Raw genomic sequence first — 18,614 nt, forward strand, 5'->3', positions numbered from 1 at the left:
GCACCATGCGCGTCCTCGTCATCGTCCCGACCACCGGCGGCCCGCTGGTGGTCAGAAGCCTGAAAGTGCGGGCCGGCCTGCCTGCCTCCGCCGCGTTTGCCGACGGCGACTACCGGCCGCTGCCCTGGTCGGCCGACTATGCGCGCCTCGTCGGGCCGGAAGGGCCGCTCGCCCATGGGTCGGCTGGCAACCGTCCGGCGCCTGGCGCCTACGAGCTGCGCCTCTCCGGCTCCTTCGACGCCGGGCGTAGCTGGGAGGCGCCGGTGGCGCTGGCCCACCTGCTCATCGCCCGCGGCCACAGTCTGACGGATGCGCCCGATCAGGCCGACCTGATCCTGTGGGCCACCGGCGCCCTCGACCTCGACCTTCAGGTGATCCCGGGCGATTACGCGCTGCTCGACAAGATCGACAGCTCCCGGGCGCTTCTGGATGGGACGCCGACGACCGCGCTGGCTGTGCTGCTGCCCGCCGGGACCGGCGCCGCCGCGGCCAAGGGCCTGCTCGACGAGCAGGAGCAGGCTCGGCCGCTCCATGCGCTCCCCTCCGAATCGCTCGTGGCCGCCGCGGTGCGTCTCGACGAGCTGACGCGGAAGCAGGTGCAACTGCCGCCTGCGCCGGACCGCGCGGCGCGCCGCGCGGTCCGCTGGCCTCTGGCCGCCGGGCTGGCCGCGGCTGTCGTTGCGTTGGCCGGGACGGCGCTGGCGGTCCGCTCGCTGAGCCCGACCAGCACGGTTCCGCCGACGGAGGCGTCGGGCCAGGGCGGCCGGGTCGCAGTGGCTCGGCCCAGTTCTCCGCCCCCTCCGCCGGAGCCGCCGCCGGTGACGGTGTCCGAAGTGCGCGCCCCCGCCGGGCGCTCCTGCCGCCAGTTGCTGTTCGCCGTGGGGACGCCCGAGCAGCGCTCGGTACCCCTGGAGGGCGACAGCTTCGCCGCGACGCGCCTCGATCCCGCCCTGTGCGGCCTCGCCATCCGCGTCCGCGACCCGCAGACCATGAGCGTCGAGGTGTCGCCGGCGCTGGTTGCGGTGGCGCTGCCCATCAGCCGCCAGCGCGACGGCAGCCAGCTCGTGTTTCTGCGCGACCATGTTCGCCAAAACGTCGTCTACAGCTTGCAGGTATTCGTGGGGGACGGCGCGACCCGTCGGCCGCTCGGCTCGTTCACGCACCAACTGGTTCCGTAAAGGCCATGCTCCGCTCAATCGCCGCCACGATCTCGCTGGTCATCCTCGTTGCCGCCGGGCACGCTCAGGCCCAGGCGATCGGCTTCGATCCGGCCGACTACGGCAAGGCGCAACTGCCGCAGCGGCAGAGCACGGGCGATGCCGCGACCTACATCGACGCGCACAAAGGCGCTTTCGAGCCCGTGGCGGAGCTGGATTCCAAAGATCCGCTCGCCCTCATCGCGCGGCCGATCGGCCGCATCGACGTGATCCTGCGCCATCAGCGGACCGGGCAGGAAATCGGCGAGTCGTGCACGGGTGCGCTGCTCGAGGGGAACCATGTGCTCACCAATCACCATTGCCTGCCGGTCGAGGGTGAGCTGAAGCCGGTCAAGGCCTCGATCCTCATGGACTACCTGACGCTCGACGGCAAAGGGGCGAAGCGCTTCGACATCGCGCCCCAGCCCGAGGAATGGAGCGCCGCCCTCGACTACGCGGTCGCACGCGTCAGCGGTAATCCGACCGCGGATTACGGCTTCGTCCGGGTGGCCGGGGCGGCGCCGGAGGGCACCCGGTCGATGCTGGTGATCCACCATCCGCTCGGCCGCCCCAAGGTGATGAGCCGCTTCCGCTGCATGGCGCTGAAAGAGCAGGAGAACGGCGCCGAGCTGCGCCACCGCTGCGACACGCTAGGCGGCAGCTCCGGCTCGCTGCTGTTCGACAGCCGGGCGGACGGCATCGCGCTGCACAAGGAGGGCGGCCTCGACCCGAAGGATCCCACGAGCTTCAACACGGCGACGCGCATGGCCGCCATCCTCGCCGACAGCCGCATCCTTGCCCGCCTGGCCCAAGCCGGCGGCCCGCCGCCGGCCTCCCCAGGGGCGCCCGACGCCTCGCCGCGCACTGCCGCGCCAGCTCCCGCGCCCGCCGACGCGGGCGGTCTCGCGACGCCGGCGCCGACGAGCACGCCAGCCGGCGGGCTGAGCCCGGACGAGATGAATTCGGTGCTCCGCCGATGAGCGCTGCCGCAGATTCCGCTCTCCGGGTCCCACGGAAGGGGCACATGCGGAACGCCCGACGTGCGCAGTACATGAGGACCGCAATCGTGTGGATGAAGCCCAAGACGACGACCCGCCGCTGCAAGCCGGGCTCAGCCTGGCTTGCCGGTCTGTCGCTCGCGGCGCTCGTGGCGGCAGGCCCGGCCTGCGCCCAGAGCAACCCGCTCACCGATCCGGCGCCCAAAGGTGGCGAGGCGCCGGCGGCCGCGCCGCACGAGGCCCCGGCCGGGCCGGCCGAGGTGCCGCAGGCCGCGCCGTCGGCGACCGACATCATTCGCTCGCTGGCCCCGTTCGTGGACGGCAATCCCAACGCTAGCGGCGAGGTGCGCGAGGTCGATGCCGAGGACGGCAAGCGCCGCGTGCGCGTCGACTACGGCCATGCGATCGATATCACCGTCTTCTTCCCCTACGACAGTGCCCATCTGACGCCGGACGCGAGAGCACAGCTCGAGCCGCTCGGACGCGCGCTGCAATCGCGCGAGCTCATGCCCTACCGCTTCCTGGTCGCCGGCCATACCGACGCGGCCGGCGATCCCGGCTACAACCGCGTGCTGTCGCTGCGCCGCGCGCTGGCCGTGCGCGGCTTCCTGGCTCGGGCCTACGGCATCGATCCGCTGCGGCTGGTGGTGCACGGCTGGGGCCAGACCCGGCTCAAGCGACCGGACGAGCCGCTGTCCGGCGTCAATCGCCGGGTGGAGATCGCCTTGATCGCGCCGCCGAAGCGCTCATCCGCGCTCGATGGCCGGGTCGACGACGCGCCTGTGGAGATCGACGCCGGGGCATTCGGCACCGGTTGGCAGGTCGTCTCCGGCTGTCGTGCCGGTCCCAACGATCCGCGTTGGCGGCTGCCGAGCGACGCGCTCGACGATTTCGGCGCGGCGCCCTCCCCGGTCTCATGCCGGCCCATCGCCGGCGCTGATCCCATCGTGCGCTTCAACGCCTGGTACGACCCGCGCCGGCCCGCTTGGTCCGGCATCGACGACTGAGACGTATTCCCACCATCTCACGGAGACCGACCGATGCTCCTGAAACGACTGACCCTCCTGGCCGCAGCGCTCGCCTGCCTCGCGGTCGCCGGGGCCGCCCAGGCCCAGACGCGCCCCAACATCGTGGTGATGGGCGAGGACGCCGACCAGGACACCGTGCCCCGCGGCAACCGCATCTTTCAGCGCGTCATCCAGGAGCTCGGCGAGACGATGAATGTGCGCGGCTACAACGTCTATGACGAGACGGCAGTCGCCATGGGCATCTCCCACCCGGGCCGCGTGCGCCGGCGCGATGCCGAGCTGATCGACGTGGCCCGCGGCGTGCAGGCGCCGCCATTGGACGTGGTCGCCATCTTCCAGATCTACGCCTCGGCCCAGAAGTCGACGGTCTCCGACATCGTGCGGCCGGACGTACGCGTCGCCGGGCGGCTTCTGAACGTCAGGACCGGCCAGGCGATCGGATCCTTCGAGGTCACCGGCCTGCAGCTGGCGCCGCTGCCGCAGGCCTGCGACCGGGAATGCCTGCTGGAGCGCGTCGGCGCCGATGCGAAGGTGCTCGCCGCAGAGCTCGCCGGCGCGCTCACTCAGAAGCTCGACGGCTTCGTGGCGCCGCGCCGGGACGCGACGGGCGTCGCGGTCACGGCGCCGGCTCCGGTCACCACACCGGCTCCGGCGCCGCTACCGGGGGGCGGGGTGGCCGCGGCGCCGGTGGATGGCGAGGCCTGCGCCGGCTTGCCGACCGCCTATGTCATCCGCCTCAACGGTTTCTCGCCGCAGGAGGTGCAGGCCGTCGAGGAATACATCAGCGCCTTCCGCTGCTACGAGCACCACCGCCCGGTGCGCGCCAGCGCCGGCCAAGAGGAATACTGGTACGAGACCCGCTCGGACGCAGCCCGGATCAACCGCAACCTGCGCCTGATGCTGGAGCACATGAACGTCGGCGGCCAGGTCAGCTTTGCCGGCAATACGTTCGTCATGAACCGCATTGCGACCCGCTGACGGCTCGCGGGAATGGTCATGCAGGGCGCGCGCCATGCGCGACTTTTCTCGTGCTGCGACGTCAACCGGTCCATTGACCCGGCGCTCGCTCTGGCACCGGAGTTCGCTCGCAACCGAGATCCACGACCTTGTCCGCCGACGCGATGATGGCGCGCCGATGGGTGATCGCCAGCACGGTCACGTCGCGGGAGAGCCGGCGGATATGCTCCATGATGTCGCGCTCGGTCGCTTCGTCGAGCGCCGAGCTTGCCTCGTCGAGAAAGAGGATCGCCGGATCGCCATAGAGCGCACGAGCAATCGCGATGCGCTGACGCTCACCACCGGAGAGTCTTAGGCCACGTTCTCCGACCCTGGTCTCGAAGCCGTCGGGGAGTGCCTCAACGAAGGGAAGGATTGCAGCCTTGTCGGCCGCGCGGCGCAGGCGGTCCTCATCAAACGGCCTGCCGAGCAGGATGTTGTCGGCCAGGCTCTCGTTGAGGAGCACGATGTCCTGCGGCACGACCGCCGCCGCGGCATACCAGTCTGCCCGGTCGACGCCGGCGAGATCGATACCATCGACGAGGATGCGGCCCCGATCCGGCTCGATCGATTTCAGCGCCAGCCTGAAGACGGTCGACTTGCCGGAGCCGGTCTCGCCCACCAGGAACGTGATGGCCCCGCGTTCCGCGGTGAAGGAGATGTCCTTCACGCCGCGGCCGTTTTCATAGGCATAGCCCACGTTCTCGAAGACGATCCGGCCCGCGCGCGGCGCGAAGACCGATGCATGGGACACCTGCCGTTCTTCCGGCGCAGCCCACATGGTCGCCAGCGGCACGAGCGCGGCGCGCGAGCGCACCACGTCGTCGATGGCATGGGCGATCATCTCGAACGGCATATTGAGCTGGAGCAGCAGGAAGGTGACGGCGAACTGGATGGCGAGCCCCAATCCCAGAAGGGCGATGTAGCCGACGCGCTGCAGCACATAGGCGCGCCAATTGTCCCGGACCTCCTGCGCCTTGGCGGTGAAGCGGCGGCTCATCCAGCCATGGCTGCCGAAATGCCTGAGCGTCTCCAAGGCGTTCATGGCGTTGCCGACGAAGCGCGCGTTGTCCTGGCCGGCCTCGATCGCCTTGTCGAGGAACACGCGCGCACGGCGGGCGGAGATCAGAGTGAGCGTGACCGCGGCAGTTCCGTAGACGACCACGATCGCGGCGACCTCGATGCTGATCAGCGCGCCGAGCGTGGCGAGCGTGAGCAGGATCTGCGTCGCGCCGGGAACGAAGACGATGAGGCCGAGCTGCACGAGCGTCGTCAGCGCACTGCGTCCCCGCGCGCTCGCATTCTGGATTTCCGCTGGATTGTGCTCGACGAAGAAGCCGGTGGTTTTCGTCAGGATGCGCTCGAAAAAGCGGGTCCCCGTGATGAAGCCCAGGTTCTCCGCGCTCATGAAGGAGAGATACTGCACCATGTGCTGTAGCGCCGAGGACACGCCCAGCAGCACCGCATAGAGCACGAAGCCCCAGGCGAGCGCCGCGACCGCCCCCTCCTGCGGCAGGCGGTCGACGAGCCGTGAAAAGAGATAGGGCGCCGCCACGCTGCTCGCGCTGGAGAGGACGACGACGACGGCGACGAGGAGCAGCGTCCGGCGGTCGGATCTCCAGTAGGCGCGGAGGATTTCGGAGATCGGAGCAAAGACGGCGGGCTGGGTCATGGGGCGAGGGCGAATCGGGGACGAAGGGAAGTCGCCCCCCTATGGCCGTGGGACTGGGCGGAGATTGGGCCGCCGCGGCGGGCTCATGCCAGTGACCAAAGCCCGGCCTGATCCTCGGCCGCGTAGTCGAAGAGCGGCCAGGGATAGCTGGCGAGCACCGGAAAGGCGCTTTCCCAGCCGCGCCCCTCCTGCGCCGAGAGCCAATCGCAGATCGGACCAACTGCGTCCCGGTACGTGGTGGCCGGACCATAACCCAATGCTGTCGCAGCGCTTGTGTCGAGGATGAACGGCCGAGGGATCGACCAGGGCGATCGGCCGACCGCGCTGTCTGCCGGCACATCGTCGACGCCGAGCGGAAGGATCGCCCCCGCGTACCCCATATGGTCAGCGATGAGAGCGCCGATGTCCGCGGCCGTGAGCGCCTCCGGGTCGGCGACATCCAGCACGCGCGTTCCCGGCCGCCCCAGCACCGTCGTGACGAGGGCAGCGATGTTGGCCACCGCGGTGGTGTGGAAGCGGCTTCGGCCCTCATAGGCGAGCCGGATGACGGGGCGGTCATCCAGCATGCGCTTGACGAACCACCACTCGTGCGGATGGCCGGAATGGGTACCGTGGATCGCACAGGGCTGCAGGATCGTCACGGGCCGTCGGGCATGGTCGAAAAGTGCGCGCTCGAGGGCGGCCTTGCGCGTCGAGTAGCTGGCGGGGCCGGGCTCGACGTTAGGCTGGTCCTCGCGCATCGGCACGGGAAGCTCGGGAAAGCCATTTTGCGCCGCCTCGTCCAGCGTCCGTCCGTCCGCGTCGCGGCAGACGCTCGCCTAGGAGACGACGATGAAGGCGCCGACATCCTCCTCGATCGCGAGGAGCTGGCGGGCGTGGTCCTTGTCGTACGCGACGGTGTCGATGACGACGGCGGCGCCGTCCCCGATCGCCTTGGCCAGGGCATCGGGCTCATTGCGGTCGATGGCCACGAAGCTTGCGCCACGGGCGAGGACGCCGCTGGCCCCGGACCCTGTCCCGCGCGCGGCGAGCATCACCGACCAGCCGCCGTCGAGCAAAACCTGTGCGACCGCGCGGCCGATTTGCCCCGTGCCGCCGATGATCACCGCGCGCGTGCCCATTTCGCTTTTCCGTTCAGACTGCCGATCGAACGCAGCCAAGGCGCCCGTTGGGCCCTGCACGCCGCGTGGCGGTTTCCTACAGTTCGTCTGGCGCCGGCGCCTCAAAGAGCGCGGACCAGCCATCGAGATCATCCGGATCGACGATCTGATCCGCGGGGGTTGATCGATTGCGCTTGACGATCCGGCGCTTGAGTTCCTCCAGCAGCACCGCAAAAGCGTGCAGCTTCGTCTCCGCTCCCGCCTGTCCGGCCGCGGCGCGATAGTGGTCTCGCTCCTGCCTGGACCAGAAGCCGTTCTCCAGGATCACGCTGGCCCCGCTCCTCAGGCAGCGTCCGGCCATACGCCACTGCAAGGCTTCGACCCAGGCTCGCGCTGTCTCGTCATAGAGGGGGAAGCCGACTTCGCAAAGCCATTCGTCCGGCGCGAAGCGGACCGCCTGGGTTGCCGCCTCGAGCTGTCGCGCGAGCGTGCTCTTCCCCGAACCGGGGAGGCCGCAGATCATGTGAAGTGTCGCCATACGCTGACCGATCGTCCTTCCGCCGGGGGTTCTTGCGGTACTCTCCCGAGCAGTCGACGGCCTTCGTCGCGCATCCTCGGAGGCGATGCCCCGCCCAGGAGGCCCGGGGGCTCTCTCGCCGCCTCAGTCGCCGCTGCGCTTGGCGGGCCGCGACCAGATCAGGTTGTAACCGTCGCCGTCCTCGTCCTCGAAGAGGTTGGCGTAAATGGGGGCGGTGAAGCTCGACGAGCCCTCGTTTACCGGCCCGATCTACGCCAACCTCTTCGAGGGCGAGGACGAGGACGGCGACGGTTACAACCTCATCTGGTCCCGCCCCAACGGACGCCGCGGCGCCGACTGAGCCTCCTGCAACGCCCCGCCCGAATCGTTCGGGCGGGGTGTTCCTCTGCCAAGCGCAACCGCTCCCGCTCCATCCCCAAAGCGGGGCGCAGCCACGCGCGCTGACCATGACCCTTGCACCCCGGGGCGTTCCCTCTGTATCCGCCCATTCTATCGGCAGTCGCCCCGCGTCAAAGGATGGGCGGTCCCCCCCAACCCGCCGGTTGAGCAGTCTTTCGCGCTCCTTGACCCAGTCCTTCAACGCGCTCCGGCGCATTGAGGAACTGCTCGCGGAAGCCGAGCGGCAGCGGCTCGAGGAGGAGGGAGCTTGAGCCGCCTTCCGCGCGTCCAGAGACCTCGGGAGGCGTCCGGCGCGTCCTCCCGGCCGGCCCTTCTCGTTTCATGGGGGAAGCGTATATCTCCGCAGGATCGCCTCGCCGGCCTCGTGAAGATGATCTCGTTGACCAGCGCGTCCTCGGCCGCAATCGCCTCCAATACGGCGTCGAACAGCTCGCGCTGGCGCGCGGCGTCACCTGCGGAACGATGATCACCAAGCCGGCGTGAATTGGCTCCTTCGCATAGAGCTTGCGGAAGTCGCGCGCATTGTTGGTCACCAAGGTGAAGTCGCCGGCAACGATCCGCGGCATGAGATCCCAGTCTGTCTCGCCGCCGAGATCCCAGCCAGTTCACATGATTGGCCTGATGGCCGTGCTGCTGCGCCACCTCGACGAGCGACGTATGCAGACACTCATCGATCAGGAATTTCATGCGGACGGGCGCGACCGCGGATCACCCTTGAGCGTCAGCCGCTGCGTGGACGTCGGCCGCAATCCCTGCTCGTCGAGCGTCTTCGGCCGCCCGCGGGCCGGATGGGCGGCGACCCAGATCGCCGCCAGGTCCAGCATGCGCGGTGTGAGCGCCGGATAGCCTTCGAGAATCTCCTCGGCGCGCGCCCCCTGTGCGAGCATCGCCGCAATCGCGCGCGCCGGAATGCGGGTTCCCTTGAACACCGGCTCGCCCCCGAGAATGGCCTTGTCGCGATGGATGGCGGCCTCCGCCTCGTCGAGCGCTCGGATGCGCGCGTCGAGTTGCTTGCGCGCCGCTCCCACATCAACGATCAGCAGGTCGTCGGCCCGCACCGTCCTGGCCTTGGGCGTCGCCGCAATCGCCGCGAACAGTTTCGCACGGCGATCGACGCTCAAAGCCGACCCGACGCCGTGCCAGAGCTTCAGGCGCAGCAGCCCCTCATAAGTGAGCGTGCGCCGGGCCGCACCGCGTGGACGACGCTCGGATTTCGTCTCGACGATCTTCTTGTCGATGGCGTTGTGGACCGCCTTCACCGCCACCCCGCTGACAGCGGCGGCTTCGGCGGGCGTGTAGATGCGCGCGGCAATAGCCATAACCATTCTCCGACGAAAGAACAATATATAGCCTCTCGCCGCGCCGGCAAAGGTGATGCGCTCACTCCTGGCCGATCAGCCGCGACTGGCGCCGAGCCGCGCCTCGGCGACGCACATCTGCGCATTCTGGCCGCCGTCGGCCTTCGCATCGTGGCGATGCGGAGGCCCGCTCGACGAGCTCAACCGAGTAGCCTTACCGAGCCGCTGTTGCGTCTCGGCCCTTCGAGGCAACGATCCTTCGCGCAATCATCCGGCCGCCCTCGCCGGGGGCAGTCGGTCCCAGGTCCCGACGCCAGGGCGCCGTCGCGATGCTGACCCTCCTGCGGCTGCCCTGCTGACCGGTCTCGGGCGAGCAGTCGGTCCCGCGTGCCGCCTCCGGCGTCGCTATGCTCACACTCCTGCGACTGCCTTTCCGCACCCCGCCGTCGCGCAGCGTGTGCCAACGGGCGGCTGCTCCTCGCGCGCAAAGCATCCCAACATGGGCCGCCGATGGGCTCTTCCCCAACGGCGTCTCGTCAGTTCGTGCACTGGCACGGCATCGTGAAGCTCGCAGTGACGACGACGGCGTGGCGCACGCCCGGATTGGCCGGCCCGAGCGTCTCACGGGCTCGCTGCCGCGGGGCGGCGTGGGTGCGAGGCAAAGGCCGAGTCCCTCTCACCGCATGGTCGATATGGCGGCGGCCGTCGAGCTCGGATGCGAGACGTTGGCTTGGCAGCCAGGGTCATGCCATGGCAGCGCTGGCGGAAAGGCTGCCTCGACCACGGCCGGACGAACGGTGAGCATGCGTGCATACCGCACCGGAAGGGCAGACCCCGTGGAGCGACAGCCGGCTCGAGCTGGAAGCCGTAGGAGCGAAGGAGCCGCCGCCGCTGCGCGCTCATTCCTCGCGACATCAACAAAGTCGCCTGGCTGCCATCCTCCGCTGACGCTGCGGCCCGCGAGCGCGTGCGGTGTCGGTCGCCTCCGCCCCGTCGATCGCCATCGAGGCCGCATGGTGCGGGCTCGGGACAGAGATCAAGGAGAGCCACGATGGCGACCATCGGCGCCTTCAAGAGGACCGGCAACGACGAGTTCACCGGCAGCATCGTCACCCTCTCGCTCCAGGCCAAGAACGCCCGCATCGCACCCGAGGCCAACCGGTCCGGCGAGAGCTCCCCGAGCCACCGCGTCTTCGTCGGCCGCGTCGAGATCGGCGCCGCCTGGACCAAGCGCTCCAACGAGGGGCGCCCCCATCTGAGCCTCAAGCTCGACGATCCGAGCTTCACCGCCCCGATCTTTGCCAACCTCTTCGATGATGAAGACGGCGAGGGCTACAGTCTGAGCTGGTCGCGGCTCGCCAAGCGCAGCGGCGACTGACTTGAGTGAACAGGCCCGCCCGGTCGACCGGGCGGGCTTTCGTCGCACTCAAACAGCGCATTCTTTGGCACGATCGGATCTGCCAGCTTTGCAGGGCGGCCGCCCATTGCATAGACGCTAGGACGTCTCGTCCTCGTCCAATTCCACTGCCTCATCCAAAAGAGCGGCTGGTCGTGCGCCTACCGCCAACGCGACATGCCATAAGGTGATCAGGGTCACGTTCTGCTGGCCTCGCTCCATGCTGCTGACATGCGCACGATCAACGCCCATGCGTTCGGCTACGGCTTCTTGGCTGATGCCTGCCGCAGTCCGATACCGGCGCAAGTTGGCTCCGAAGACCCTGCGGATGTCCATCCACAGGATGAGTGCCAATCGTGCATTTTGGTGCTACGCATTATAATACGCGGCATGTTAATTGCGGTTCATCATCCGATGATGCCGGCTGGCCGCGCCGCCAGCGCTTCAGCGACGGGTGTCGGACGGTGCCAGAGGTAGTCCCCAACGTAAGCGAGCCATGCCCAAGCCGCCCCTTGATCCCGATGTCGCCGACGAGGCGCCGACAGCCGAGACGCTCACCGGCTACGACATGGAGCACGCGGTGACCTACCTGCGACTGCTCGACGCGGACGCGGACGGCGCGGATTGGGCCGAGGTCGCCAAGATCGTCCTGCATATCGATCCGGCGCGCGAACCGCAGCGCGCCCGCCGCGCCTGGGAAAGCCATCTGGGCCGGGCCAAATGGATGACCGAGCACGGCTACCGCCACCTTTTGCGCGGCGGTCCACCCCACTGAGCGCGCCGACCGCGCATCGCTCGCACAAACTCACCGATCCCCGTCCGGCATCGTGGTTTGCCTTCTAGCGGGCTCCCCAGCGCGCACCGGTTGCGAACAATCCTCGTCTCATCCTCTCGATGATTCGAGGCGCGCGATGGAGCGAACGAACTGGCGGTCGGCAGCCGCCTATCAGCATGTCCAAGGGCTCGATACCGCAGGCGTTGCCTTCGAGTTTCTGCGGCGCAACCCGAGATACGTCGACGATGCGCTGAGGGCAGCCGCGGCGGCATCCGACGAGGATGCTTTGGCTGAAGTTCGCATGCGCCGCTGGTGTCTCTACTTTCGCCGCCGATCCAAGGATTCCAGCGACTGAGCAGCCGGTCTTCTGGCGCTACGACGCGCTGCCCGCGATCGTGCCGCTGACACGAATTGATGACCCGCGCGCCGCCAACTCCCTTGTCCTGAACTGGTCCGAGCTTCCCGTCGACCTCCGTCGGACGCCTGACGGTTATTGCGTGCTGCTGCGCCTCGGCGGCGTCGAGCATCGAGCGCTGCTCAGCGACAGGCCGCTCAGCGGCAGACGCTACGCCGCCACATTGCCGCTCGACGAAGCTTTTGAGCTTCGGGCCCACGCCGCCCGCCGTCTGTGGCGGGCGCTCTCAGGGCATCCGCCTGGCCCTGTGTTCCGGGCATTGCCTCATCAGCGACGGCAACGTCTGGCGCTGGCTCTGAGGGCGCTCGACGCCCGCCTGGACGGTGCCACCTACCGCACCGTTGCCGAGACGCTGTTCGGCGCCGACCGGGTGCCGAGCCGCGGCTGGAAGACCCACGACCTGCACCAGCGCACCGTGCGTCTCGTTCAGCTCGGCCTCAGGCTCATGGGTGGCGGCTATCGCGAGCTGCTGACTTATCCGCTGCGCATGCGCCAGCGAGCCTCCTCCTCCTGAGGGATATCGAAAACGCGACCCCACATCTCCGGCATCCCCCTCCGCGACGCCCCTCCGCCATCGTGACCCTCGAAGCGCCGCTCTTCCAAGTGGCGCGCCCCCAACGTCACGGAGGCCTTTCATGCCCGATCCGCTCGCCGGCTTGCCGCCGCGCTTTCTGCGCACCCCCGAAGCCGCCCGCTTTCTCGGCCTGTCCGGTCGGACTTTGGAGAAGCACCGGACCTACGGCACCGGCCCGGCCTACCGAAAACTCGGCGGCCGCGTCGTCTACGCCGTCGACGATCTGCAAGCCTGGGCCGATCGCGGCGCCGTCACGTCGACCTCCGATCCGCGCGGCTCGGTGTTGCCCGCCAGGCGACATGAGCCCCCGCCGGCGCCGCATGCCGGCCGCTACGGCCGCTGATCGCCCCGCAGCATTGCTCGATGCCGCCGCGACATCGCCCATCGCCGGAGCGCGGACAGCTCGAGCTGTTCCGGGCGCGCCCGGCCGATCACGCCCCCCGCGACGCCCAGGACCTCATGGCCTACCCCTTCTTCAGCCTCGCCAAGTCGCGCCGGATCCGGCCGATCGATTTCGTCGCCGGCGACGTCTGGATCCGGGTCGAGGCCGTGCCTGATCACGGCATGGCCACGATCTGGGACGCCGACATTCTGATCTGGGCGGCAAGCCAGATCGTCGAGGCGCGCGACAAAGGCTTGCGCACCTCGCGCCTGATGGCCGCCACCCCCTACGAGATCCTGACCTTCATCGGGCGCGGCACCTCGGTGCGTGACTATCTGCGCCTGAAGGCGGCGCTCGATCGGCTCCAGACCACCACCGTCGCCACCTCCATCCGCCAGCCGACGGAAGGGTGGCGCCATCGCTTCTCCTGGATCAACGAGTGGCAACAACGCACCGATCGGCGCGGCAACGGGACCGGCATCGAGCTCATCGTTCCGGACTGGTTTTACCGCGCCGTCCTCGACGACGCGCTCATCCTCACCATCGACCGCGCCTACTTCGACCTGACCGGTGGCCTCGAGCGCTGGCTCTATCGCATCGTGCGCAAGCATGGGGGCCATCAGCGCCATGGCTGGCGCTTCGACTTCCGCCATCTCCACCTAAAATCGGGCAGCCTCTCGCCCTTCAAGCGCTTCGCCTTCGAGCTGCGTGACATCATCCGGCGGCAGCCGCTGCCGGGTTACCTGCTCTTCCTCGAACTCGATGTTGGCGGCCGCTCCGTACTCGCCTTCGAACCGAGACCCACCTGTGGGCGGGCTGTGGATAGCCTCGTGCTTTCCGGAACCCGTCCGCGCGTGCCTTCGGGAACCAGGGGCACGTGCCATCCGGAACCCAAACACGGCTTAACTGTCAGAAATCACACCGCAAATCGCGCCTCTAACTTATATTCTAACGGAGAATCTAACGGTTCTAGGGGCTGTCTGCGCCTGGAAAGACCAATCATCGACGATCAAAAGGCGATCGAAGAACCAGGCTCGGCGCCACGTAAACGCGAGACGTCTTTCCGCAAAGCCGCATCTACGGCTCTGGATACTGCGCATCCAAAACGGCGGCTCTTCCATCGCAAGGCAGGAGATCGGCCGTGATCGTCGCGCTCCTCAACCAGAAGGGCGGAGTCGGCAAGACCACCCTTGCGCTTCATCTCGCTGGCGAATGGGCGAGGCAGGGCAAGCGCATCACCCTCGTCGATGCCGACCCGCAGGGCTCGGCGCTCGACTGGTCCGAGCAGCGGGCACGAGAAGGAGCGCCCCGACTCTTCGGCGTCATCGGCCTGGCACGCGATACGTTGCACCGCGAGGCGCCGGAGCTGGCGCGCGACGCCGATCACGTCGTCATCGACGGCCCGCCGCGCATTGCCGGCCTGATGCGTTCAGCGCTGCTCGCCGCCGACCTGGTGTTGATCCCGGTGCAACCATCGCCCTTTGACGGCTGGGCTTCTGGCGAGATGCTGAAGCTGCTGAACGAGGCGCGCATCTTCCGCCCACAGCTCGCCGCGCGCTTTGCGCTCAACCGTTGCGGCGCCCGCACCATCATCGCCCGAGAAACGGCCGAGAGCCTGGCGGACCACGATCCGCCGGTGCTCGCCAGCAAGATCGGTCAGCGCGTCGCCTTCGCCGATGCGGCGCAGTCCGGCCGGCTCGTCTTCGAGATCGACGAACAGGGTCCCGCCGCGCGCGAGATCACCCGGTTTGCCGCCGAGGTCGGGAGGCTTGGGTGACGGAGCGCGCTCCGAAACGCGGCTTCGCCGCGCGGCCGGGCGACGCCGAGAGCTGGATCAAAGCGGCCGAAGCACCACCGGTGCGCAGCGATGATGCGGCTGGCTTCACCGCCCGGCTGACTATCGACGTCACGCCTGAGCTCCGCGGCCGCATCAAGATCGTGGCGTTCCGGCGCGGCGTCACCGTCGCCGACATGCTGCGCGAGCTTTTCGTGCGCGAATTCCCAAAGACCGACGAGGACACGCAATGACCAACCACGCGGCTTTCCCCGCGGGCGCTGGCCAATGGCCGGCCGCGCACGCCGATGACCTCACCCGCGTCGAGCTGACGTGGATCGCCAAGCGGATCGAGTTCTGGATTCGCTTCGGCCAGTCCAGCGACGTTCACTTCCTCGACCGATGCCGAAGCCTTCATTCGTTCCGCCCCGGCTGTGTCTTTGCGCTCGTGCGCTGGGCCGCCAACGATTACGGGACGATGATCTCGCGCATCGACATCGTCCGCACCGTGTCGCCGGGCGAGCCCTATCAGACGCTGCCGTTCGTACGTCCCGGTGGCGACATTCTGCTCAAGCTCAGTGGCTGGTCCAAGGTTGGGTGCGTGCTGCGGGCGATCAAAGCCATTGAAGCGCTCGGCATCGATCCCACAGAGGTGTCGCCCGACCATTGGCGCCACATCCACAACCGGCTGACCGCCGGCCATGAGCCGCGCGCGTACACGCAGGGTCAGCATCGCGCCCACTTGAAGCGCCTGAGGGCCGGGCCGTGATGCGCATAGGCTATGTCATGACGACGTCCCTCGCTGCACTGGTGACAGGCGGCCTGTCAGTCGTCCCGATTACGCCGAAGCTGATCTGGAACGCGTCGGCCAGCGCGCCGATCGGCCTCTACCTCATCGGCCCGCCGGGGCAGCTCGAGGTGCCCGATCTCGTCGCCGTCGACGCACCAGAACCGCTTGCGGGCTTCCTGGCCGAACGACAATACCTGCCGCGTGGCGTGTTGTTGATGAAGCGCGTGCTGGCGCTCCCCGGGCAAGAGGTTTGCCGTACGGGCCGCGCCATCACCGTCGATGGGATTGCGATGGGCGACGCGTTGGACCGCGACCGGCGAGGCCGCAGCTTGCCGGCCTGGCAGGGCTGCCGCCGCATCGCCGACGGCGAGGTCTTTCTCATGAATGGGGGCGTGCGCGACAGCCTCGATGGGCGGTATTTCGGGCCAGTCTCGATGAGCTCGATCATCGGCCGCGCGGTACCGCTATGGACCGCCTCGGACAATTCAGGCCGCTTTGAATGGTTTGCGCCGACGCGTTGACCGGAACGCCTCCTTCCTCGCACGACGACAGAATGGGAACCCGGTTATGCATCGGCTCGCCGCTTGCTGCTTGTTGCCTGGCCTCGTCGGCATGGCTGCGCTGTCGCCGGTCTGTCCAGCAGCAAGCGAGCAGCGACCGCGCGTCGTTTCGGAAGATCCCCACGCAGCTCATGTCACCGAGGCATCACAGCGCTTCCGCATTCCGGCTGCCTGGATTCGGGCCGTCATGCGCGTCGAGAGCGCCGACGATGCCCGCGCCGTTTCATCGAAGGGCGCGATGGGCCTCATGCAGCTCATGCCCGACACGTGGGCGGAGCTACGAGCGCGCTACCATCTCGGCAGCGACCCGTTCGCTCCGCGCGACAATATCCTGGCGGGCGCCGCCTACCTGCGCGAGCTGCACGACCGCTACGGCGCGCCGGGCTTTCTCGCGGCCTACAACGTGGGTCCCGCCCGCTATGACGCCTTCCTTGTCGGCGATGGCACGCTGCCGGCCGAAACGCGGGCGTATGTCGCGATGCTTGGACCGCTTGTTGGTGGCGGCGAGGTCGAATTTGCCAAAGTCGACGCGAACAATCCGGTGGCGTGGCGTCACGCGCCGCTATTCGTCACACGACCAGAAGGCACGCCACCGGCCACTTCCGTGCAGACCGAAGGTCGTTCTGCCGGCAATCTGGTTGCACGTGAATCCTCTGCCCTCATGCCGCAAGCCGCGGGCCTGTTCATCACGCCGCCAGCCCTCGGAGGCCGGCAGTGATCGCTCCTGCCAGAGATCGCGGACGGGCGTGCTCCCGAGCAGCACAGAGAGGATCCGGAGGCGAATACAAGCGCCCGACCGTGGGATGGCAGGATAAAGGGGCGCGATGTGCGCCGGCGGTCGGTCGTGCTGGTTCAAAGGGTTATGCTGCAAATTCGCGAGGTGCGCCGGACCGGCGCGGCCTGCGGCCTCTTCGATTTCGTAAGGTCCTCAGCGCCATCACGCGATGTGCGGGGTTCTGGCCATGAGCGGCGAGGACGAGTTCCGCATCCGGCCAGGCCGCATCCGCTCGACGAGGGCACAGCGCGCGCGGCCCTTCGTCGCCCAGGCACTGGCGGCCGCCCAGCGCGCCGGCGGCTCGGTCTCCGGGAAAGGAGGGGTTGGCTCCGGCGCGCGCTCGCGGTTCGGCCGGGGCCAGCGCGCCTCGATTCAGGCCAACCGCCTCATCACCTCGCGCTCCCGCGGCGCCGTCATCAAAACACGCGTTGTCCGTCACAGTGGGCGGAGCGCGTCGCTCCAAACCCATCTCGGCTATCTGCGCCGCGAGGGCGTCACCCGGGACGGTGAGAAGGCGCGGCTGTTCGGCCCCGGTACGGATGAGGTCGATCCCAAAGCCTTCGCGGAGCGGTGCGAGGATGACCGGCACCACTTTCGCTTCATCGTCTCACCTGACGACGCTGTCGAGATGGCCGATCTCAAGGTCTTCACGCGCGAGCTGGTCGGGCAGATGGAGAAGGACCTCGGCAGCAAGCTCGACTGGGTCGCCGTGGACCACTGGAACACCGAGCATCCCCACGTCCACCTGATCGTGCGCGGCGTCCGGGATGATGGCGAGAACCTTGTCATCGCGCGCGACTACGTCAAGGACGGGATGCGCGACCGGGCGCGCGACCTGGTCACGCAGGAGCTCGGGCCGAGGACTGATCATGACATCCGCCGTACGCTGGAGCGCCAGATCGAGGCCGAGCGCTGGACCAACCTCGATCGCCAACTCGCGCGCGACAGCAACCGCACCGGCGTCATCGACCTTGCGCCGCATGCTGACCGGCAGCCCGATGAATTCCATGCGCTGAAGGTCGGCCGGCTGCGCAAGCTGGAAGCGCTCGGCCTGGCCGACCTGGTCGGGCCCGGCCAGTGGTCGATGGCCGAAGACGCCGAGGCGACGTTGCGCGAGCTCGGCGAACGCGGCGACATCATCAAACGCATTCACCGCGGCCTCGCCGAGCGCGGCATCGAGCGGGGTGCGGCGAGCTACGTGCTGGCGAGCGAGAGCCTGGACGAACCCGTCACCGGCCGGCTGGTCGATCGCGGTCTCGACGACGAGCTGAACGGGAGCGCCTATGCCATTGTCGATGGCGTCGACGGCCGCACGCACCACGTCACGCTGCCGGATCTCGACGCCGCCGGTGACGGCGCCCCAGGCGCGATTGTCGAGCTGCGCAAGTTCGAGGATGCGCAGGGCCGCCGGCGCGTCGCGCTCGCGGTCCGATCGGACCTCTCGATCGAGCAGCAGGTCACGGCCGACGGAGCCACCTGGCTCGACCGCCAGGCGATTTCCCGTGAGCCCGTTGCACTTGGCATCGGCGGCTTTGGTGCCGAGGTCCGCGACGCTCTTGATCGACGCACCGAGCACCTGATCAAGGAGGGTCTCGCCGAGCGACAGGGCCGGGGCGTGAGCTTCAGTCGCAACCTCATCGAGACTCTGCGCCGGCGCGAGCTGGACGCGCTCGCGGAGAAGCTTGCGGCGGACAGCGGACGCCCGTTCAACCGTGCCGCCGCCGGCGAATATGTTTCCGGCACCTATCGGCAGCGCTTCGCGCTCGCCTCCGGCCGCTTCGCCATGATCGACGATGGCCTCGGCTTCCAGCTCGTGCCCTGGTCGCCATCGCTCGAAAAGAACGTCGGTCGCCATGTCTCCGGTCTCGCGCGCGCCGACGGCGGCATCGACTGGGACTTTGGCCGCAGGCGGGGACTGGGCATCTGAACCGGACGACTGCCGCGTAGC

Annotated in this window: 22 protein-coding genes and 2 pseudogenes; 17 read left to right on the forward strand and 7 right to left on the reverse strand. The window is 68.5% G+C overall.

Features of this window, described 5'->3' with window-relative positions:
* Positions 1-5 precede the first annotated feature (5 nt).
* The 4 genes from ACZ5PO_RS10620 (at position 6) to ACZ5PO_RS10635 (ending at position 4,200) form a co-directional block, all read left to right on the forward strand.
* Positions 6-1,178 carry a hypothetical protein gene (locus ACZ5PO_RS10620; RefSeq protein ID WP_464193079.1) on the forward strand — a complete coding sequence of 391 codons (1,173 nt, stop codon included), beginning with the start codon at positions 6-8 and terminating at the stop codon, positions 1,176-1,178.
* Positions 1,179-1,183: 5 nt separating this feature from the next.
* Positions 1,184-2,176, forward strand: a complete 993-nt coding sequence (locus ACZ5PO_RS10625) for a trypsin-like serine peptidase (protein WP_464193081.1) — start codon at positions 1,184-1,186, stop codon at positions 2,174-2,176.
* Between the two features lie 71 nt (positions 2,177-2,247).
* Complete coding sequence (locus tag ACZ5PO_RS10630) at positions 2,248-3,201, forward strand: OmpA family protein (protein WP_464193083.1); 954 nt, start codon at positions 2,248-2,250, stop codon at positions 3,199-3,201.
* Between the two features lie 33 nt (positions 3,202-3,234).
* Entirely contained in the window at positions 3,235-4,200 is a 966-nt protein-coding gene (locus ACZ5PO_RS10635; RefSeq protein ID WP_464193086.1) for a hypothetical protein, read from the forward strand.
* Between the two features lie 61 nt (positions 4,201-4,261).
* Here ACZ5PO_RS10635 and ACZ5PO_RS10640 read toward each other — a convergent pair whose 3' ends face one another.
* The 5 genes and pseudogenes from ACZ5PO_RS10640 to ACZ5PO_RS10660 all read right to left on the reverse strand — a co-directional run.
* On the reverse strand, positions 4,262-5,890 hold the full coding sequence (locus ACZ5PO_RS10640) for an ABC transporter ATP-binding protein (protein WP_464193088.1): 1,629 nt from the start codon (positions 5,888-5,890) through the stop codon (positions 4,262-4,264).
* A gap of 83 nt (positions 5,891-5,973) precedes the next feature.
* Positions 5,974-6,630, reverse strand: coding sequence for an NAD-dependent epimerase/dehydratase family protein (locus ACZ5PO_RS10645; protein ID WP_464193090.1), 657 nt, complete (start codon positions 6,628-6,630; stop codon positions 5,974-5,976).
* 78 nt (positions 6,631-6,708) lie between these two features.
* Complete coding sequence (locus ACZ5PO_RS10650; RefSeq protein ID WP_464193092.1) at positions 6,709-7,050, reverse strand: NmrA family NAD(P)-binding protein; 342 nt, start codon at positions 7,048-7,050, stop codon at positions 6,709-6,711.
* A gap of 37 nt (positions 7,051-7,087) precedes the next feature.
* A complete protein-coding gene (locus ACZ5PO_RS10655; RefSeq protein ID WP_464193094.1) occupies positions 7,088-7,528 on the reverse strand; it encodes a P-loop nucleotide/nucleoside kinase family protein in 441 nt (146 codons plus the stop codon).
* Positions 7,529-7,651: 123 nt separating this feature from the next.
* Positions 7,652-7,750, reverse strand: a pseudogene (locus ACZ5PO_RS10660) (DUF736 family protein); the annotation flags it as partial.
* Here ACZ5PO_RS10660 and ACZ5PO_RS10665 point away from each other — a divergent pair.
* Positions 7,743-7,868: pseudogene (locus ACZ5PO_RS10665) on the forward strand (DUF736 family protein); the annotation flags it as partial. The pseudogenes ACZ5PO_RS10660 and ACZ5PO_RS10665 overlap by 8 nt on opposite strands.
* A gap of 742 nt (positions 7,869-8,610) precedes the next feature.
* Here ACZ5PO_RS10665 and ACZ5PO_RS10670 read toward each other — a convergent pair.
* Positions 8,611-9,246 (reverse strand): DUF433 domain-containing protein, encoded by a 636-nt coding sequence (locus tag ACZ5PO_RS10670; protein ID WP_464193097.1) that lies wholly within the window; start codon positions 9,244-9,246, stop codon positions 8,611-8,613.
* 1,030 nt (positions 9,247-10,276) lie between these two features.
* Here ACZ5PO_RS10670 and ACZ5PO_RS10675 point away from each other — a divergent pair.
* Positions 10,277-10,603: a DUF736 domain-containing protein gene (locus tag ACZ5PO_RS10675; protein ID WP_464193099.1), complete on the forward strand. Its 327-nt coding sequence runs from the start codon at positions 10,277-10,279 to the stop codon at positions 10,601-10,603.
* Positions 10,604-10,720: 117 nt separating this feature from the next.
* Here ACZ5PO_RS10675 and ACZ5PO_RS10680 read toward each other — a convergent pair whose 3' ends face one another.
* Positions 10,721-10,975: a helix-turn-helix domain-containing protein gene (locus ACZ5PO_RS10680; RefSeq protein WP_464193101.1), complete on the reverse strand. Its 255-nt coding sequence runs from the start codon at positions 10,973-10,975 to the stop codon at positions 10,721-10,723.
* Positions 10,976-11,117: 142 nt separating this feature from the next.
* Between ACZ5PO_RS10680 and ACZ5PO_RS10685 the strand changes: the two genes are divergently transcribed.
* The 11 genes from ACZ5PO_RS10685 to ACZ5PO_RS10735 all read left to right on the forward strand — a co-directional run bounded on the left by ACZ5PO_RS10685 (position 11,118) and on the right by ACZ5PO_RS10735 (position 18,593).
* Positions 11,118-11,396: a DNA -binding domain-containing protein gene (locus ACZ5PO_RS10685; protein WP_464193105.1), complete on the forward strand. Its 279-nt coding sequence runs from the start codon at positions 11,118-11,120 to the stop codon at positions 11,394-11,396.
* A gap of 136 nt (positions 11,397-11,532) precedes the next feature.
* Positions 11,533-11,751, forward strand: a complete 219-nt coding sequence (locus ACZ5PO_RS10690; RefSeq protein ID WP_464193107.1) for a transcriptional regulator domain-containing protein — start codon at positions 11,533-11,535, stop codon at positions 11,749-11,751.
* Positions 11,678-12,325 (forward strand): DUF2285 domain-containing protein, encoded by a 648-nt coding sequence (locus ACZ5PO_RS10695; RefSeq protein WP_464193109.1) that lies wholly within the window; start codon positions 11,678-11,680, stop codon positions 12,323-12,325. Before ACZ5PO_RS10690 ends, ACZ5PO_RS10695 begins: the two co-directional genes overlap by 74 nt.
* 121 nt (positions 12,326-12,446) lie before the next feature.
* Positions 12,447-12,728, forward strand: coding sequence for a helix-turn-helix transcriptional regulator (locus ACZ5PO_RS10700; RefSeq protein ID WP_464193111.1), 282 nt, complete (start codon positions 12,447-12,449; stop codon positions 12,726-12,728).
* A 20-nt stretch (positions 12,729-12,748) separates the two neighbouring features.
* The gene (locus ACZ5PO_RS10705; RefSeq protein WP_464193113.1) at positions 12,749-13,912 is read left to right on the forward strand and encodes a replication initiator protein A; all 1,164 of its coding nucleotides are present in this window, start codon (positions 12,749-12,751) and stop codon (positions 13,910-13,912) included.
* Entirely contained in the window at positions 13,909-14,544 is a 636-nt protein-coding gene (gene parA / locus ACZ5PO_RS10710) for a ParA family partition ATPase (RefSeq protein ID WP_464193115.1), read from the forward strand. The genes ACZ5PO_RS10705 and parA overlap by 4 nt, the downstream gene beginning before the upstream one ends.
* Positions 14,541-14,795, forward strand: a complete 255-nt coding sequence (locus ACZ5PO_RS10715) for a hypothetical protein (RefSeq protein ID WP_464193117.1) — start codon at positions 14,541-14,543, stop codon at positions 14,793-14,795. The genes parA and ACZ5PO_RS10715 overlap by 4 nt, the downstream gene beginning before the upstream one ends.
* Positions 14,792-15,310 (forward strand): DUF2840 domain-containing protein, encoded by a 519-nt coding sequence (locus tag ACZ5PO_RS10720; protein WP_464193119.1) that lies wholly within the window; start codon positions 14,792-14,794, stop codon positions 15,308-15,310. Before ACZ5PO_RS10715 ends, ACZ5PO_RS10720 begins: the two co-directional genes overlap by 4 nt.
* The gene (locus tag ACZ5PO_RS10725) at positions 15,307-15,852 is read left to right on the forward strand and encodes a S26 family signal peptidase (protein WP_464193121.1); all 546 of its coding nucleotides are present in this window, start codon (positions 15,307-15,309) and stop codon (positions 15,850-15,852) included. The genes ACZ5PO_RS10720 and ACZ5PO_RS10725 overlap by 4 nt, the downstream gene beginning before the upstream one ends.
* A 46-nt stretch (positions 15,853-15,898) precedes the next feature.
* Positions 15,899-16,609: a lytic transglycosylase domain-containing protein gene (locus ACZ5PO_RS10730; RefSeq protein WP_464193123.1), complete on the forward strand. Its 711-nt coding sequence runs from the start codon at positions 15,899-15,901 to the stop codon at positions 16,607-16,609.
* Between the two features lie 244 nt (positions 16,610-16,853).
* Complete coding sequence (locus ACZ5PO_RS10735) at positions 16,854-18,593, forward strand: relaxase/mobilization nuclease domain-containing protein (protein WP_464193125.1); 1,740 nt, start codon at positions 16,854-16,856, stop codon at positions 18,591-18,593.
* The last annotated feature ends 21 nt before the right edge of the window (positions 18,594-18,614 follow it).

Source organism: Chelatococcus sp. KU-N122, assembly GCF_055391085.1.

What these genes read in the sequence shown, in the direction of transcription:
- ACZ5PO_RS10620 (WP_464193079.1), top strand. Translation starts at nt 6, where the DNA reads ATGCGCGTCCTCGTCATCGTCCCGACCACCGGCGGCCCGCTGGTGGTC.
- ACZ5PO_RS10635 (WP_464193086.1), top strand. Translation starts at nt 3,235, where the DNA reads ATGCTCCTGAAACGACTGACCCTCCTGGCCGCAGCGCTCGCCTGCCTC.
- ACZ5PO_RS10730 (WP_464193123.1), top strand. Translation starts at nt 15,899, where the DNA reads ATGCATCGGCTCGCCGCTTGCTGCTTGTTGCCTGGCCTCGTCGGCATG.
- ACZ5PO_RS10625 (WP_464193081.1), top strand. Translation starts at nt 1,184, where the DNA reads ATGCTCCGCTCAATCGCCGCCACGATCTCGCTGGTCATCCTCGTTGCC.
- ACZ5PO_RS10705 (WP_464193113.1), top strand. Translation starts at nt 12,749, where the DNA reads ATGCCGCCGCGACATCGCCCATCGCCGGAGCGCGGACAGCTCGAGCTG.
- ACZ5PO_RS10630 (WP_464193083.1), top strand. Translation starts at nt 2,248, where the DNA reads ATGAGGACCGCAATCGTGTGGATGAAGCCCAAGACGACGACCCGCCGC.
- ACZ5PO_RS10700 (WP_464193111.1), top strand. Translation starts at nt 12,447, where the DNA reads ATGCCCGATCCGCTCGCCGGCTTGCCGCCGCGCTTTCTGCGCACCCCC.
- ACZ5PO_RS10735 (WP_464193125.1), top strand. Translation starts at nt 16,854, where the DNA reads ATGAGCGGCGAGGACGAGTTCCGCATCCGGCCAGGCCGCATCCGCTCG.
- ACZ5PO_RS10655 (WP_464193094.1), bottom strand. Translation starts at nt 7,528, where the DNA reads ATGGCGACACTTCACATGATCTGCGGCCTCCCCGGTTCGGGGAAGAGC.
- ACZ5PO_RS10675 (WP_464193099.1), top strand. Translation starts at nt 10,277, where the DNA reads ATGGCGACCATCGGCGCCTTCAAGAGGACCGGCAACGACGAGTTCACC.
- ACZ5PO_RS10690 (WP_464193107.1), top strand. Translation starts at nt 11,533, where the DNA reads ATGGAGCGAACGAACTGGCGGTCGGCAGCCGCCTATCAGCATGTCCAA.
- ACZ5PO_RS10645 (WP_464193090.1), bottom strand. Translation starts at nt 6,630, where the DNA reads ATGCGCGAGGACCAGCCTAACGTCGAGCCCGGCCCCGCCAGCTACTCG.
- ACZ5PO_RS10640 (WP_464193088.1), bottom strand. Translation starts at nt 5,890, where the DNA reads ATGACCCAGCCCGCCGTCTTTGCTCCGATCTCCGAAATCCTCCGCGCC.
- ACZ5PO_RS10695 (WP_464193109.1), top strand. Translation starts at nt 11,678, where the DNA reads ATGCTTTGGCTGAAGTTCGCATGCGCCGCTGGTGTCTCTACTTTCGCC.
- ACZ5PO_RS10685 (WP_464193105.1), top strand. Translation starts at nt 11,118, where the DNA reads ATGCCCAAGCCGCCCCTTGATCCCGATGTCGCCGACGAGGCGCCGACA.
- ACZ5PO_RS10720 (WP_464193119.1), top strand. Translation starts at nt 14,792, where the DNA reads ATGACCAACCACGCGGCTTTCCCCGCGGGCGCTGGCCAATGGCCGGCC.
- ACZ5PO_RS10670 (WP_464193097.1), bottom strand. Translation starts at nt 9,246, where the DNA reads ATGGCTATTGCCGCGCGCATCTACACGCCCGCCGAAGCCGCCGCTGTC.